This window comes from Anabaena catenula FACHB-362 (assembly GCF_014698735.1).
GTDB classification, from domain to species: domain Bacteria; phylum Cyanobacteriota; class Cyanobacteriia; order Cyanobacteriales; family Nostocaceae; genus Anabaena; species Anabaena variabilis_A.
The window spans coordinates 218,154-233,416 of record NZ_JACJTQ010000003.1; the positions used below are offsets into that span (position 1 = coordinate 218,154).

The following is a 15,263-nucleotide window of genomic DNA, read 5'->3' on the forward strand; positions in this document are numbered from 1 at the left end:
AATTACACATTTTTTTCAGTACTTTGTAAATACAAATGACCAATAACTAATGACCAATGACCAATGACTAATAACTAATGGCCAATGACCAATGACTAATGACTAATCAACTCCAAATACTCATCACGGAAATAACGCAAAGTACTAAATACCGGATTCGGTGCAGACTGACCAAGACCGCACAAGCTAGTGTTTTTCACCATGTCACATAATTCTTCTAGCAGTTCTAAATCCGCAAAAGATGCTTTACCTTCACTAATCTTTGTCAGCAATTTATATAACTGCACCGTCCCCACCCGACAAGGAATGCATTTACCGCAAGATTCATCCATACAAAACTCCATGAAGAAGCGGGCAACATCCACCATGTTGGTAGTTTCATCCATGACAATCATCCCCCCAGAACCCATCATCGAACCAAGTTGAGTGAGTGATTCATAATCTACCGGACTATCAAAAGCTGATGCGGGAATACATCCACCGGAAGGGCCACCAGTTTGCACTGCTTTGACTACACCGCCATTTGGGACACCACCGCCCATTGCTTCTACAATTTGCTTTAAAGAAGTTCCCATTGGCACTTCTATCAAACCAGTGTTACGGATTTTCCCTGCCAAGGCAAAAACTTTTGTGCCTTTGCTCTTTTGGGTGCCAATGCTGGCAAACCAGTCAGCACCTTTACGGATAATGGGTGCAATATTGGCGTAGGTTTCGACGTTATTAATTAAGGTTGGATAGCCCCACAAACCAGACTCGGCGGGGTAGGGCGGACGGGGATTAGGAAGACCGCGTTTACCCTCAATAGAAGCCATTAAAGCAGTTTCTTCACCACAGACATAAGCTCCTGCACCGATACGAATATCAATTTTAAAATCAAAGCGAGAGTCAAAGATTTGACTGCCCAAGATGCCAAAGCGTTGTGCTTGACGGATTGCAGTTTGCAGACGATTGATAGCCACGGGATATTCTGCCCGGATGTAAATGTAGCCTTGAGTTGCCCCGACAGCATAGGCTGCGATCGCCATTCCTTCTAAAACCCGATGGGGATCGCTTTCGAGAACACTGCGATCCATAAACGCCCCCGGATCACCTTCATCAGCATTGCAGATGACAAATTTGCGTTCCCCTTTTGCTTTAGCAACTGTTGCCCATTTCAAACCTGTAGGATAGCCAGCACCACCCCGTCCCCGTAAACCACTGCGAGTAATACTATCTACTACTTCGTAGGGTTTCATCTCTCGCAAGACATGGTAGAGGGCTTGATAACCTTCGGCAGCAATATAAGATTGAATGCGTTCTGGATCGATTTTGCCACTATTTTCTAAAACAATCGGCATCTGGGATGTAAAAAATGGATGATTTAAATCACCCCGTTGGACTGTTGTCTCTCCCCCATTCAGAGCGGCAATAATTGAGGGTGCATCATCAGCTGTGACTTTCTCATACAGCGTACCCAGACTTTCTGGTTCGGTGTTTTTCTCAACCTCTACTAATGGCCCTTGACAGCACAAACGCATACAGCCAACGCCACGAACTTCTACTGTTTGTGTTAAATTCTCTGCTGTAACAGCCGCTTCTAAACGTTGTTTGACGGCTTGTGAATTCGCAGATAGACAACCAGCAGCAACACAACAGCGAATTTGCACAGGTTTCTCTAAAGCACGTTCTTTTTGGGAAATTTCCCTTAATTCAGTTAGATCCATCTCGCAACCATCCTTTGATGTGATTACTAACTGATTCAGGGGTTTGATTGCCTAAAACAGTGCCATCAAATACTACAGCGGGTGCAATTCCACAAGCACCCAAACACCTGGCTGTTAGCAGTGAAATTTGACCATCTGCTGAGGTTTCACCAGCGTGGATGTGGGCAGATTTTTCTACATTTGCCAGGATAGCTTCAGCGCCTTTGACGTAACAAGCTGTACCCGTACACACCACACAGGTATGCACGCCACTAGGTGCAAGTGAAAACAAATGGTAGAATGTGGCAACACCATAAACTCGACTAGGTGGTAGTTTGAGATTATGAGCAACGTAAATTAAGACATCGTTTTCTAAATAGCCAAAAAGTTCCTGGGCTTTATGTAATATCTCAATCAGTGCATCCTGTTGATATTGGTAGCGTTTTATAGTCGCTTCCAGTATTTTAAAGCGCTTATCCCCTTGAGTTGCTGTGTTGTTAGTTTTAACAGCAGATGCTGAATTCATCGTTTGAGCCTCTTGTCTCTTCAGGATGTTCTGCGTCTCACAATTAGGATCATAGGAGAACAATTTGAGAAACTTGTGAGGACAGTTAGGTATTATTTATTCACGCAGAGGCGCTCCAGGCGCAGAGAGAAGATTTATATTTCGGTGAAATGTCTAATTTTTAGGGCGTTATCAATGGAATACCGCACTTCCTCACAACTTCCTCAGATTTTTAACTTAACTTCGACATATGGCCAAAACAGGTTTTAAAAGTCGCGGCGCAATTATTTAGCTTTTTACAAGCAGATTTAGCAATTTATTGATTAGAGCAAAGTTTTGATGGCGCGGATAGAAATGTTTGAGGTTGAGGTGTGATGACCATGCAAAAACGACTTGGTATTCTTACCAGTGGGGGCGACTGTCCCGGACTCAATGCTGTAATTCGGGCAGTTGTTAACCACGCTACTCTTACCTATAACTGGCAGGTATTGGGTATTCCTTATGCAACTAGAGGGCTTTTAGAAAGAAAGGCAATTCCTCTGAGCATACATGGTTTAGACCTACGTGGTATTGACCCATTGCTAAATATGGGAGGCACGATTCTGGGTAGCATTAATAAAGGCGATACTCTAGCTCATGTTGACGAGATTATTGCAGGCTATCACGCTTTAGAATTAGATGCTTTGATTGGTATTGGTGGCGATGGCAGTTTAGCAATTCTCAACCAACTGCAAAGTCAAGGAAACTGGCAGTTCATCGCTATTCCGAAAACAATTGATAATGATGTAGGCAAGACAGAAAGAGTCGTTGGGTTTGATACTGCGGTCAACACGATTGTTGATGCTCTAAATCGTTTGACATTCACTGCTGCTAGTCACGATCGCGTGATGATTGTCGAAGTCATGGGACGCAAAGCAGGTCATTTAGCACTACACTCTGGTATTGCAGGGGGTGCAGATGTAATTTTGATTCCCGAAATTCCTTATTCAATTAAAGGTGTGTGCGAACATTTAGCAGAATTACGCGATAGCTTCGCTCGCCGTAGGCATCGCTGGGAACGTAGATTTGCAATTATAGTTGTGGCGGAAGGGGCGCAAATAGCCGCCGATTCATCTAGCCATCCATCCTGTGAACAGCCATCCTGCGGTATAGGTCAATATATCGCCGATGAGATTCGCCGTTGCAGTAACCATCAAATAGAGATTCGGGTTTCCGTTTTAGGACACATCCAACGAGGTGGTATTCCCTCAGCCTTAGACCGTTTGATCGCCACAGCTTTTGGCAAAGCTGCCGTGGATTTGTTAGCTAATGGGCAATCTGCACAGATGGTAGCTTGGCAAAATGGGCAAGTTGTAGCAGTTCCTTTAGAAACAGTCTTGGCTTGCAGTCCCTGTCTTGTAGATCCCCATAATTTTTTAGTGCAAACTGCGCGATCGCTCAGTACCTACATTGGCAACTAACATCATGTTCGGCTGCTGATCAAAAAAACTCTCCGCGCGGTTCCCTAATTAGGACTTGCTGATAGCGTAGCTTGGCTTATGACTCCTAAGTCGTCACGCAAGCTATAGCCATATAAGCCTGAAACCCCTATTAATCAAGACTTGAAGGGATATTAGAGGTGAAAAAAGTGGAAGTAATTTTGTCTAAGTCCCGCTATTTATTTGATTTTATAAGGCTTTAATAGTGCTATTTTATTTATTGCCTTAAAAGTAATTCGGAACTAGAAACACTAGCAAAACAACCTAGAATGGAAATGCGATAGCTACGCTCACCGAAGGTATCGCAGTTCCAGAAAATGGTACTCTAGAAGGCACAGCTGATCCCCGTAGTTATGGCTACCCCAGCGGCTATTAATTCTGCACTATTGACTCTGTATTGCTGCTGCTGAACTCGTTAGCCCGTGCGCTATGCACCAATGTCCAGCCTGCTTTTAACAATTTTTGATAAGTTGCCCAACCTTTAGAACCACCGGGTATTTGATAATCTGGAACTGAAAATTGCCCAAATGCTGTGTAAGGCCGCCAAGGTTGTCCAGGTGAAGTCTGCAAATGCAATATTTTTTCTCCATCACTGCCAGACTTAGATAACCAGCACATTTGTCGATGCATGGTAAACTCCTTTGCGTTTAGCTTATATGGCATAATAACAGGGTTTTGTCAATACCTGTCTCAATCTTGTGGGGTAATTTATAGCCTAAAAGATCAGGCCAGAAGAATTTAAGACTATTAAACTCAGGTAAATTTCTGAAGAAGATAGACTCCTATATGCGGTTTTCCGCAAGATATGAAGATAAACAGAGAACAAAAATGGTTGTCTCAAATGTTTTCTTCTAGTGCGATATTTTTCTAATGTTATCTACGGTTTCTACGATTGTATGTAGCAATAACTACGATTTTGGCAAATAACTGCAAATCAAGCTATTAGTTTTTCTAGTGATATATATAAGCAAAAGAATATCCGTTAATTAGATGCCAACCTCACCAGATACCGCATCTATCGTGTTTTTGATGACACCCGCCACAGGTACAGCAATTAACAAACCTAAAACTTCAGCAATATAAGTTCCGAACAGTAAAGAAATCAACACTCCGATTAATCTAATACTTATAAATTTATTTAAACACTACTTTGGTGGCAAATTAAGGCTGTATGTTTTTTTCAGGAGACATTCAAACCTCTAATCCCTACAAGCTAACCTTTGACTCTATTTTTTATAACTTTTGTCAGATGTTAATGTTTTGAGAGTGATGAAAATATAAGTAATTACAATCGTTCACAACAAGTAATTATACTTACTGCTGCGGACATAATAATAGATAGAAAACATCAGACGACTGTTGTAGTTGCAAAAATGTAGTTGTAAAAAAGTTATTTCACAGTTTTGTAAATAAATTGTCTCATATCTTGCACCATGATCTTAGTGCAAAAATCAAGGTCTATAACCCTGATTATTTTGTAGGGTTGGCAATGCCCACCAACCCTTATTGAGAAGATGTGAGTTGTCTAATTATCGTTGTCTTGACAAGTAAAGAAATGCAATTACTATAGGACTCCTATTTTATTTTTGTTGGCGCAGCCTGCCCTTTGCGCTTAAAAAATCAGTACACCTAAATCTTATCGAATCCTATTCCCTATTCTCTACCCCAACGAAAAATTCATAAATCAAATCGGATTGCTATATGTCTTCATCAGAAACTTTTAAACAGGAACAGCCAGAATTTCAGACTTCACCTAATTTCGAGTTTTGGAGAAGAGTAGGTCTGATCACAGGTGGTACTTTATTTTCAATCGGTATGCTGGCAACTTCTGTTATTGCTGGAGGACTGGTTGGTTTATTATTGAGTTCTCGCAATTTACCAAATGTCAAACAATTACAAAATTATTTACCAGCAGAAACAACTTACATTTATGACATCGAAGGCAAGCTATTAGTAGGTATACACGGGGAAGCTAATAGAAAAGTTGTACCGCTAGATAAAATTTCTCCAAATTTAAAACGAGCAGTATTAGCCAGTGAAGATAGTTATTTCTACAACCACCACGGTATTGACCCCGGAGGTATCGGACGTGCTGCATTAGTCAACTGGGTAGCAGGTGGTGTCAAAGAAGGAGGTTCTACAATCACCATGCAGCTGGTGAAAAATATCTTTTTATCTAGGGAGCGTGCTTTAAGTCGCAAAATTGCAGAAGCGATCTTAGCAATTCGCTTAGAGCAAATTATCAATAAAGACCGGATTTTAGAAATGTATCTCAATCAAGTTTATTGGGGACATAACAACTATGGTATAGAAACAGCAGCACAGACATACTTTGATAAATCATCAGAGAATTTGACTTTGAGTGAGTCAGCAATGATGGCAGGTTTAATTCAGGCTCCAGAACAATTTAGCCCTTTTGTAAACATGAATTTGGCCAAACAAAAACAAAGGCAAGTATTGGGACGAATGCGTTCATTAAAATGGATTAGCCCGCAAGAATATGATGATGCTCTCCAACAAAAAATTCAACTTGGTCAAATCAAGTCATTTCAAGCTAGTGTCTTTCCTGATGTCACCAATAGTGTAACGCAGGAATTAATTAAAAAGTTTGGGCATGATGCCGTTCTTAAAGGTGGAATGCGTGTGCAAACCACAGTATCATCCGACTTGCAAATAAAGGCAGAAGAAACTATTAATAAATGGCATAAAACTCTTGAAGATCAAGGGTTAAGAAAAAATCAAATGGCTTTAGTTGCAATTGATCCACGCACTCAATTTATCAAAGCATTGGTAGGTGGTGTAGACTCAAAATCTAGCGAATTTAACCGAGTAACTCAAGCACTGCGTCAGCCTGGTTCTGCTTTTAAACCATTTGTTTACTACACTGCTTTTGCTAGTGGTAAATTTACACCAGATACAACGATACTCGATTCCCCAATCAGCTACCCTGATGTTGAAGGAGGTGTCTATTCTCCACGCAACTACGATAATACTTTTAAGGGTGCAATACCAATTCGTAATGCTTTAGCACTGTCTCGTAATGTCCCTGCGGTTAAACTTGGCAAAGAGATAGGAATCAATAAAGTTATCGAAACTTGCCGTACATTGGGAATCCACAGTCCAATAGAACCTGTAACTTCTTTACCATTAGGTGCAATTGGTGTCACACCACTGGAAATGGCTAGTGCTTATGCTACTTTTGCTAACTATGGCTGGAAATCGCCTCCCACGCTCATCGCCCGTGTCAGTGATAGTACTGGCAATATTTTACTCGATAATACCCCAAAGCCTCAGCTAGTTCTTAATCCTTGGGCATCCGCTGCAATTTTAGATGTGTTGCAATCGGCAGTTAAAGAAGGAACTGGTACAGGCGCTATTATCAACCGCCCATCTGCGGGAAAAACTGGCACAACTTCTTCAGAAAAGGACATTTGGTTTATTGGTACAGTACCCCAGTTAACAACTGCAATTTGGGTAGGAAGAGATGATAATAAACAGTTAGCTCGCCGTGCTACGGGTGGAGGTATGGTTGCTCCCATTTGGCGAGATTTTATGGAAAAGGCACTTCAAAATGTACCAGTAGAAAAGTTCCAGCCAGTTTCTAAGTTTTCTCGCCCTCAGCCAATTAAAAATAATAAACCACGTCGATTAAGAAAGCGGCTGTCTGCTCCGAAAAACTGACCTAAACTTCATCAAACCTAGTTATACTAAAAACGGTTAATATCTCGACATTAGGATAACAAAATTCAAAGCGAAAACTTCAATAAAAACTCTGCGTCACTTTGTCTTGAAAAGTTGAGCCACTTGCTTGCGGGGGTTCCCCCCGTTGTGCAAAGTGGCGTTCCTACGCCGGGAAACCCGGCTTTTACGAGGAACTTTTCGCTGCGTTTAAAAGTAAAGTTTCCAACCATTTTTAGGATAATTTGGTTTGGCATTTTCTTACTGCTTCATTAATACTCACTTTCCCTAAAAGCTAACAATTGCTGATCATTTATCCTTCCAGCTAGGTGCAGAGTAGAAACAATTTCCGAAATAGTTAAAACCGAATGACTACAATAACCATTTTCTGTTAACCTATCTTTTACACCTTGCTCATGATCAATAAAAACCACAATATCATTAATCTTTAATCCCGCTGATTTTAACTTTTCTGCACCTTCCATTACACTTTTACCACTGATGAGAATATCATCAACAACTGCAACTGTTTCCCCAGGATGAAAGTTACCTTCAATTACTCTCCGTGTACCATGCGCTTTCACCTCTTTACGGGGAAAAATCATCGGACAATGCAGCCGTAAAGATAAACCAGTTGCTGTTGGTAAAGAACCATAGGGAATACCAGCTATTCTATCAAAAGTGAGATTTTTTAAAATTTCTTCATAAGCACTAAGAACTTGATTAAAAACTTGAGGATTAGAAATGATTTTGCGTAAGTCAATGTAATAAGGGAAAGTCGCCCCTGAAGCTTGAACAAATTCCCCAAACATAATACAGCCAATATCAAAAAGTTGTAAAATCAAATCTTGATGAGGATGTTTATCTTGCACAGAAATATCAGGTAGCCACACATCACAAGTAGAAGCATCTTGGATAAATTCACTTCTAAATTGATTAATTTCTGTCCGTAAATATTGAACTTCCTGCGATAAATTTTCACTACCCAACATATCTTGAGGAACAGGAATCAACAAACCATCACCGTTAACATTTAAACCCGCTGCTAAAATTTGTTTCAAATTCCCATCCTCAGCCCAAATACTACGCGCCATAATTATTCTTTCGGGAGCAATTGAGCGAATAGATTTTAAAATTTCAGCATCTGTAGTTCCTACTTCCAAGCCTAATTGTTCAGGAGTTCCCCAGTTTTTTGATTCCTGCACTACCTGCAAATAAAGAGGTGATTTATTGTGAGGATATTGTTGTAAAGTTGCTGCACCTGGGTTAGAAGTACAACATAAAATAAACACAGCTTTATCAGGATAAACCAAAAATGGTGCGACATGATCCTGTCCAGTATAAGGAGTGAGAGTAATAGCATCTACCTGCCATTTTGTAAATACTGTATTGGCAAAAATACTACTAGTATTTAAATCACTATGTTTAGCATCTAAAATAATAGGAATGTGGGCGGGTATAGAGGCTAAAGTTTTGATTAATAATTCTAAACCAGGAACACCCAAAGCTTCATAAAAACCCAAAGTTGGTTTATAAGCACAGACAAAATCAGCCGTTTCTGCAATTATAAATTGCAACCAATTCTCTAAACCTGCAATAATATCCAGTGATTGATAACGCTCAGGGAGCATTTCTGGATTGGGATCAAGTCCTACAAATAGTAAGCTTTGATTTTCGCAAATATTCCTATTTAATTTATCAACAAAAAACATTTTAAATTGCCTAATAAATTTTATTTTGCGTTAGAGAATGGTAGAATGAATTGAGTTTACAGCTATTTTCTGGTAAATAAACCAAATTTTTTTGTCTCACGCAGAGGCGCAAAGAAAGAAAATCGTAGGGTGGCTTAGGACGGTAGTCCGTAACCCACCATAAATTTAGGGGATAATGGTAGGTTACGGGCTCGCTCTAGCCAAGCCCGGCCCGCAGGGCTACACCCACCCTACAAATAAATTGGGGATTTTTTTATTTGGAAGTCCCTTATTGCTCGTACTTTCATATTAACGCCTATCTGTATAGGTGAAATTCCTGGTTTAAGTAGCCTAGCCAAATAGTTATAATCCGGCAAACCATTCATAACCCTGATCTTCCCAATAACCTTTAAAAGCTGATAAATGGCTAGTTAAAGTAATTCGCGTTACCCATTTACTTTGTTTATAACCTAGTTTAATTGGAGAAGCTAGACGCAAAGGCGCACCATTTTCTACAGGTAATGTTTCACCATTTTTTTGATATGCTAACAAAGTTTGAGGATGTGTAGTTGAAGCTATATCCCAGCTTTCATAATAACCATCGGCTGATTCAAAAAAAGCATATTTAACATTTGCCTGAGGTTGAGCTAAGGTAATAAGATCACGTAAGCGTATACCTCCCCATTGTACGATCGCAGCCCAACCTTCGACACAAACATGACGAATAATCATAGAAGTCAAAGGTAAAGCCTGAATTTCAGCCATACTGAGGTTGAGAGGATTATTCACCTCACCGTCAATAATTAAACGAAATTTGTCTAAATCAATAATTGGCGTATTGCGGAAACTATTAATTATTAAAGCTTCTGGTTCAATTTGACTGGCTGAAAATTCTGGTACAAGTTTTTGCGGCTGAAAGATTAATTTTTCAACTTTCTGATTTATCGGTTCTGAAAGCTTACCCACTAAATCTTCAAGTGCTGGTGTACCACAGCCACCAAGGAACAAGCCCATACTAGAAATTCCGGAAACCTGTAAAAATTTCCGGCGTGATAATTGAGGTTTAACTACATGAATTAAATTTTTGTTGTTCTCATTAGTCATGCTATTTTTTCCTAAAGATATAGGGTTACTATTTAATTTTTGAAAATATATGTAGGGTGGACATTGCCCACAATATGCGGGTTTTGGAGGGCAATGTCTACAATACTTAGATATTTTATGGCTACGCCACGCAAGCTAACAGAAATCAAATAGGAGTCCTATATTATTTACCAAAACATAGATTCAGTGAGCTTTTCTCCTCCGGCTTTTTGTCCTAAACGCCAATGAATAATTACAAATATTATCACCAATGGCACGGAAGCAAAATGAACAATTCTTAATGCTTGCCAATCGCCGAACATATCAACTATCCAAGGAAATTGAGCAGGTTTATACATTCCAATTCCTGTCAATATTGCTAACAATAATATGGGAATAATGGATGTGTAAATAATCCGATGCCAAGCATAAGTTAGACGTTGAGGATTTTGAGTTTTTTGTAAGGCTTTAATATCATTAATTCCCACAAATCTATGTTGCCAACGTCGGGTAATTAAAATGTAAATTCCATACCATAAAAGATTGAGTGAAAATATCCACATAGCCGCAAAATGCCAGTGTCTACCTCCTGCTAACCAAGCGCCTAAAGTGAAAATAGGCGGAATCTGTAAACCTGCACGTCCACCAAATACGGGGTTAGCATTGTAAATTTGCAAGCCACTGGTAAGCATGAGGAAGAGACTAATAATATTAACAGAGTGAAATATTTTAGCGCCTATGGCTTGAATTGGTAATTTTCGAGGTTTTGCAGGAGAATTCATATCAGATATGTTTCGCTCTTTTGAGAATGATTTACTTAAGAAATTTAAAATTTAAAAAAAAAAACTACAATATTTAGTAATATTACTATAATCGTCGGTGCATTAACAACCTTATTCACTAAAGAAAAAACCGCTTCCAGTGCAATTATTATCCATTTTTGGGAATACTAAAAATAGTCTTGATTTGGGAAAAATGTAATGTATAAAAAAATACTTCACATTTAACTTACACAACTTACCTCGACAACCACAATTTACAGCCACGAAAAATGCACAAAATCAATACATTGCTGTTTGGAGTCACCTTTTTAACCAGCTTTTTATCAAATCTGACCATTGGACTAAACATTCAACAACCCAGTCCCTCAGCCATCGCACAAACAAATAACCCTAAAATGCAACCTTTAGAGGTTATGGACGAGAATACTAAATTTACCTTACTAGCACCTCAAGGAGCAAAGGTAATGAAAGGATCTTGGGGTAATATAAAAATTCAAGCAGGTAATAAATTTGATATTGAATTATCTATATCAGATGAAAGCATATTTAATCTTAACTCAGTTGCCGAATTGAAAAAAGAGGTCAGGGCTAATGATGTTAACGTCTTAAAAAGAGTTCTCATCGAAACACCCACAAGTATTTTATATGAGAGTAGTGTGATATCTACTAGTCCTGAATTTCATCTATATGTATACAAACAGTTGGATAAAACTAGGCTCATTTGTGAAAATAGCAAGAGTCAAATTTTCTCTGAATCTGAAGCTGAATTAATGTGGAAATCTTGTAATTCAGTGGCCAAGAAAAGCTAAGAGTCCTCAATTTTCTGCATAAAAACGTGCCATCTATCCTGCCTCATTACGCTCAATTGCCAATTCGATTTTATCGGTATGAGCTTCTGCATATACCCAAGCATTAGCTAAATCTGTAGCAGAAATGGTTGGATAGCTAGTTAAAATATCAACATCACTATATCCAAGTCGTCGAGCTTCCACAAGTACCCAGATAGAAATACGAGTATTAGCAATGCAAGCTTCTCCACCACAGACTCTAGGGGTTTTCTCAATTCCTTGCCAATTGCGACCAAAACTTTGAGCAAGTAACTGTATAGCCTGGACTTTTTCACTAGGTTTAAGGACAAGAAGTTGTTCTTCTAACTCTTTGAGTGTCATGGATGTAAATCCTTTAATGCCTTGTTAGGCTGCATTTACAATTTTAATATGCCACAGTGCTTTGTGATATGACCTAGTTTCATTCTTTCACCTATGTGAATCGCCTTTTCTAGACACCATTAATTCTGCCTCTCTGCTACTTTACTTTTGAGTACCAATGCCGTCGCACAAGTGCCTGTCACTCTCGCTGACATAAATATTATTCTCTAAATAACCTCGTACCCAATCACAATTACGCTTTATTAAAGCGTCTAAATCCATATCCCAGAATTTGATAGTCTTGTCATCACTGCCAGTATTATTTGTGATTAAATTTACAACTGAAACGAAGCTGTCAACGCCACCGCTAAAGCATCCGCCGCATCATCTGGCCGAGGAATCTCATCTAAATCCAACTCCCGCATTACAGCATCTTGCACTTCCGCCTTATCAGCATTGCCATAATTTGTTAAAGCTTGCTTAATTTGAGCAGGGGTAAATTCCACATAAGGAAGCTTGCGCTGTCCCAAAACTAACATCAGGACACCCCTAGCCTGTGCAACAACGATAGTATTTGCCATACGATAGAAGAATAATTTTTCAATTGCTACTAAATCAGGTTGCAACTCCTCCATCAAGGTGTGTAAATCGTCAAATAAAGTACATAGGCGCTCTACCATCTCCGTATCTGCCGAAGTCCGAATCACGCCAAAATCAAGCATCTTTACCGTTGTGTCTTGTACTTTACCTTGACTTTGTGTCCAAGTAATTGCCCCAAATCCTAAAATTGCCAGTCCGGGATCTAATCCTAAAATTCGCTTTTCCATAAAATTCACTTTCTGCCAACCAGGGTGTTGTTTAATACGTGATACCCAAAAATGGTATTGTTGCTTATAGATGGAATATTGCCACAATGAGTATTATCAAGCCAAAATCTCAAATCTCACATTGGTATAACGGGGAATACTGATAACTTTAATAACTTGCTCCAAATATAAAGGAATTGAAAAATCTCATGCTTCCACCCTTGGTCTTCAAACCAGGTGGTGTAGAGTTTCTGTTAAACATTGTTTGTCCTACTGTTCCCTATTAGGTATGTCAATCGGTTTTCTTAGACAAGCCCTCAACGCCCTACAACAACAGTCGCATAGCCGCACTTCCCATCGGGTTAACCAGTGGTTCAAATGGTTATCCCCCGGACTATCGGTAAAACGCTGGTTACTAATCAGTGTTGGGGGGGTTTTCTTGGCGAGTTTGGGGTTGGCTATTTGGATTAAGCTAACCCCCATTTTTTGGGCGATAGAATTGCTGAGGGGTTTTCTGGGATTCCTCGCCAACATTTTACCCAACTACATCAGCGGACCTTTAGTCTTGCTGTGCGGCGTGTTGTTAGTGCTTTGGGGACAATCCCGCACTGTAAGTTCAATTACTCAAGTCTTAAGACCAGAAGGTGATGAAGAAGAACTCATAGATGTACTGTTAGCCCATCGCCGCTTGTACCGGGGGCCAAAAATCGTGGTAATTGGTGGTGGTACTGGACTTTCGACTTTACTCAGAGGTTTAAAAACTTACAGTGCTAATATTACAGCTATTGTGACTGTAGCTGATGACGGTGGTTCTTCTGGGCGTTTGCGTCAGGAATTTGGCGTTTTACCTCCTGGGGATATTCGTAACTGTTTGGCTGCATTAGCAGATGAAGAAAAGTTATTAACAGAATTGTTTCAATATCGCTTTCGGGCGGGGGACGGGTTGACAGGTCACAGTTTTGGTAATTTGTTTTTAACTGCCATGACTGATATTACTGGAGATTTAGAAAGGGCCGTTGCTGCGAGTTCCAAAGTCCTGGCTGTGAGAGGACAAGTTTTACCTGCAACCCTCAGCGATGTCCGCCTCTGGGCAGAATTAACAGATGGCCGCCGCATTGAGGGTGAGTCTAGCATTCCCAAAGCAGGGGGAAAAATTGTGAAAATTGGCTGCATTCCTGAAAATCCTCCAGCTTTACCCTCAGCGATTAAGGCAATTAAAGAAGCTGATTATATTATTATTGGGCCGGGTAGTCTTTACACTAGCTTAATACCAAATATGTTAGTTCCAGAAATTGCCGATGCGATCGCAGCCACAAAAGTACCTCGGATCTATATCTGCAATATCATGACCCAACCGGGAGAAACAGATGGCTACACCGTTGGTGAACATATTCAAGCCATCGATGCCGCTTGTGGTAACAGAAGGCTTTTTGATGCTGTACTAGTTCATAAAAAAACACCTTCTGCCCAAGCCCTGATTCGCTATGCCCAACAAAATTCCCATCCCGTCTTCTTAGATAGAGAAGTTGTCACCCAACTAGGACGTAGGATTGTACCAGCTAATATATTGTATGAAGATGAAACTGGTTTTGTCCGCCACGACCCGCAAAGACTAGCTAAGGTTTTATTGAAGTGGTACAGTGGGGCGCAGCATGGGAAGTGATGGAGATGGGGTGACACGGGGACGCGGGGACATGGGGACGCGGGGACACGGGGAAGCGTGGACGCGGAGACACGGGGACACGTGGACGTGGAGATGACTAATGACTAATGACTAATGACTAATGACTAATGACTAATGACTAATGACTAATGACTAATGACTAATGACTAATGACCAATGACCAATGACCAATGACCAATGACTAAAATTTTTCTTGCTGATACAGAGGCCACACAGCAGTTAGGTATTACCCTGGGGGAAACCCTAGCTGCTGGAAGTGTGATCTTACTAGAAGGTGATTTAGGTGCTGGCAAAACTACCTTGGTGCAAGGTATTGGCAAGGGTTTGGGTATCAGTGACTCTATTGTCAGTCCTACTTTTACCCTGATTAATGAATACACAGAAGGACGCATCCCCCTTTATCATCTGGATTTATATCGTCTAGAACCTCAAGAAGTGACAGGTTTGAACTTGGAAAGCTACTGGGAAGGGATGGAAGTCACACCAGGAATTGTCGCTATTGAGTGGGCAGAACGAATGCCCTACAAGCCCGATAGTTATCTGATTGTGCGTTTGATGTATGGGCAAGAAGGCACTCGTCAAGCAGAAATTACTACAGTTAATTGTCAGATAAATTTCTTTTGACACTCCCCTGGCTGAATAAATTTCGCTATGCTCATTTATTCGGAAAGCCAGGGGATTCTAAGAAGTTGTTCCGAATGGGGCTAAAGCCACCATTCTCCACTT

14 protein-coding genes are annotated in these 15,263 nt (G+C 40.2%); 5 read left to right on the plus strand and 9 right to left on the minus strand.

What is annotated here, in order from left to right:
• Window positions 1-95: 95 nt before the first annotated feature.
• Both H6G68_RS04180 and hoxE read right to left on the minus strand, forming a co-directional pair.
• Complete coding sequence (locus tag H6G68_RS04180; RefSeq protein WP_190905494.1) at window positions 96-1,703, minus strand: NuoF family protein; 1,608 nt, start codon at window positions 1,701-1,703, stop codon at window positions 96-98.
• Window positions 1,690-2,208 carry a bidirectional hydrogenase complex protein HoxE gene (hoxE, locus tag H6G68_RS04185; RefSeq protein WP_190905495.1) on the minus strand — a complete coding sequence of 173 codons (519 nt, stop codon included), beginning with the start codon at window positions 2,206-2,208 and terminating at the stop codon, window positions 1,690-1,692. The genes H6G68_RS04180 and hoxE overlap by 14 nt, the downstream gene beginning before the upstream one ends.
• 359 nt (window positions 2,209-2,567) lie before the next feature.
• Between hoxE and H6G68_RS04190 the strand changes: the two genes are divergently transcribed.
• A complete protein-coding gene (locus H6G68_RS04190) occupies window positions 2,568-3,647 on the plus strand; it encodes an ATP-dependent 6-phosphofructokinase (RefSeq protein ID WP_190905512.1) in 1,080 nt (359 codons plus the stop codon).
• A gap of 390 nt (window positions 3,648-4,037) precedes the next feature.
• Here H6G68_RS04190 and H6G68_RS04195 read toward each other — a convergent pair whose 3' ends face one another.
• Together H6G68_RS04195 and H6G68_RS04200 are read right to left on the minus strand one after the other, a co-directional pair.
• Complete coding sequence (locus H6G68_RS04195; RefSeq protein ID WP_190905496.1) at window positions 4,038-4,295, minus strand: hypothetical protein; 258 nt, start codon at window positions 4,293-4,295, stop codon at window positions 4,038-4,040.
• A gap of 356 nt (window positions 4,296-4,651) precedes the next feature.
• Window positions 4,652-4,774: a hypothetical protein gene (locus tag H6G68_RS04200; protein WP_339327835.1), complete on the minus strand. Its 123-nt coding sequence runs from the start codon at window positions 4,772-4,774 to the stop codon at window positions 4,652-4,654.
• A 592-nt stretch (window positions 4,775-5,366) separates the two neighbouring features.
• Here H6G68_RS04200 and H6G68_RS04205 point away from each other — a divergent pair.
• Window positions 5,367-7,346 (plus strand): transglycosylase domain-containing protein, encoded by a 1,980-nt coding sequence (locus tag H6G68_RS04205; protein ID WP_190905497.1) that lies wholly within the window; start codon window positions 5,367-5,369, stop codon window positions 7,344-7,346.
• A gap of 269 nt (window positions 7,347-7,615) precedes the next feature.
• Here the strand turns inward: H6G68_RS04205 and H6G68_RS04210 are convergent, their stop codons facing one another.
• From H6G68_RS04210 to H6G68_RS04220, 3 genes are all read right to left on the minus strand, one after another.
• Window positions 7,616-9,055, minus strand: a complete 1,440-nt coding sequence (locus tag H6G68_RS04210) for a bifunctional orotidine-5'-phosphate decarboxylase/orotate phosphoribosyltransferase (RefSeq protein WP_190905498.1) — start codon at window positions 9,053-9,055, stop codon at window positions 7,616-7,618.
• Between the two features lie 342 nt (window positions 9,056-9,397).
• Complete coding sequence (locus tag H6G68_RS04215) at window positions 9,398-10,138, minus strand: molybdopterin-dependent oxidoreductase (protein WP_190905499.1); 741 nt, start codon at window positions 10,136-10,138, stop codon at window positions 9,398-9,400.
• A gap of 167 nt (window positions 10,139-10,305) precedes the next feature.
• Complete coding sequence (locus H6G68_RS04220) at window positions 10,306-10,899, minus strand: cytochrome b/b6 domain-containing protein (protein ID WP_190905500.1); 594 nt, start codon at window positions 10,897-10,899, stop codon at window positions 10,306-10,308.
• A gap of 269 nt (window positions 10,900-11,168) precedes the next feature.
• On the opposite strand from H6G68_RS04220, the gene H6G68_RS04225 reads away from it, so the two are divergent.
• A complete protein-coding gene (locus H6G68_RS04225; RefSeq protein WP_190905501.1) occupies window positions 11,169-11,708 on the plus strand; it encodes a hypothetical protein in 540 nt (179 codons plus the stop codon).
• 33 nt (window positions 11,709-11,741) lie between these two features.
• Here H6G68_RS04225 and H6G68_RS04230 read toward each other — a convergent pair whose 3' ends face one another.
• Together H6G68_RS04230 and ruvC are read right to left on the minus strand one after the other, a co-directional pair.
• A complete protein-coding gene (locus tag H6G68_RS04230; protein WP_190905502.1) occupies window positions 11,742-12,068 on the minus strand; it encodes a DUF433 domain-containing protein in 327 nt (108 codons plus the stop codon).
• A 314-nt stretch (window positions 12,069-12,382) separates the two neighbouring features.
• Window positions 12,383-12,874 carry a crossover junction endodeoxyribonuclease RuvC gene (gene ruvC, locus H6G68_RS04235; protein ID WP_190905503.1) on the minus strand — a complete coding sequence of 164 codons (492 nt, stop codon included), beginning with the start codon at window positions 12,872-12,874 and terminating at the stop codon, window positions 12,383-12,385.
• A 268-nt stretch (window positions 12,875-13,142) separates the two neighbouring features.
• On the opposite strand from ruvC, the gene H6G68_RS04240 reads away from it, so the two are divergent.
• Together H6G68_RS04240 and tsaE are read left to right on the plus strand one after the other, a co-directional pair.
• Entirely contained in the window at window positions 13,143-14,516 is a 1,374-nt protein-coding gene (locus H6G68_RS04240) for a gluconeogenesis factor YvcK family protein (RefSeq protein ID WP_190905504.1), read from the plus strand.
• Between the two features lie 198 nt (window positions 14,517-14,714).
• Window positions 14,715-15,161, plus strand: coding sequence for a tRNA (adenosine(37)-N6)-threonylcarbamoyltransferase complex ATPase subunit type 1 TsaE (tsaE, locus tag H6G68_RS04245; RefSeq protein ID WP_190905505.1), 447 nt, complete (start codon window positions 14,715-14,717; stop codon window positions 15,159-15,161).
• Window positions 15,162-15,263: the final 102 nt, after the last annotated feature.

Bases quoted from the DNA above. Each gene is read 5' to 3' on its own strand.
- H6G68_RS04195 (WP_190905496.1), bottom strand. From the start codon at position 4,295: ATGCATCGACAAATGTGCTGGTTATCTAAGTCTGGCAGTGATGGAGAA.
- ruvC (WP_190905503.1), bottom strand. From the start codon at position 12,874: ATGGAAAAGCGAATTTTAGGATTAGATCCCGGACTGGCAATTTTAGGA.
- H6G68_RS04210 (WP_190905498.1), bottom strand. From the start codon at position 9,055: ATGTTTTTTGTTGATAAATTAAATAGGAATATTTGCGAAAATCAAAGC.
- H6G68_RS04190 (WP_190905512.1), top strand. From the start codon at position 2,568: ATGCAAAAACGACTTGGTATTCTTACCAGTGGGGGCGACTGTCCCGGA.
- H6G68_RS04240 (WP_190905504.1), top strand. From the start codon at position 13,143: ATGTCAATCGGTTTTCTTAGACAAGCCCTCAACGCCCTACAACAACAG.
- H6G68_RS04215 (WP_190905499.1), bottom strand. From the start codon at position 10,138: ATGACTAATGAGAACAACAAAAATTTAATTCATGTAGTTAAACCTCAA.
- tsaE (WP_190905505.1), top strand. From the start codon at position 14,715: ATGACTAAAATTTTTCTTGCTGATACAGAGGCCACACAGCAGTTAGGT.
- hoxE (WP_190905495.1), bottom strand. From the start codon at position 2,208: ATGAATTCAGCATCTGCTGTTAAAACTAACAACACAGCAACTCAAGGG.
- H6G68_RS04180 (WP_190905494.1), bottom strand. From the start codon at position 1,703: ATGGATCTAACTGAATTAAGGGAAATTTCCCAAAAAGAACGTGCTTTA.
- H6G68_RS04225 (WP_190905501.1), top strand. From the start codon at position 11,169: ATGCACAAAATCAATACATTGCTGTTTGGAGTCACCTTTTTAACCAGC.
- H6G68_RS04205 (WP_190905497.1), top strand. From the start codon at position 5,367: ATGTCTTCATCAGAAACTTTTAAACAGGAACAGCCAGAATTTCAGACT.
- H6G68_RS04220 (WP_190905500.1), bottom strand. From the start codon at position 10,899: ATGAATTCTCCTGCAAAACCTCGAAAATTACCAATTCAAGCCATAGGC.
- H6G68_RS04230 (WP_190905502.1), bottom strand. From the start codon at position 12,068: ATGACACTCAAAGAGTTAGAAGAACAACTTCTTGTCCTTAAACCTAGT.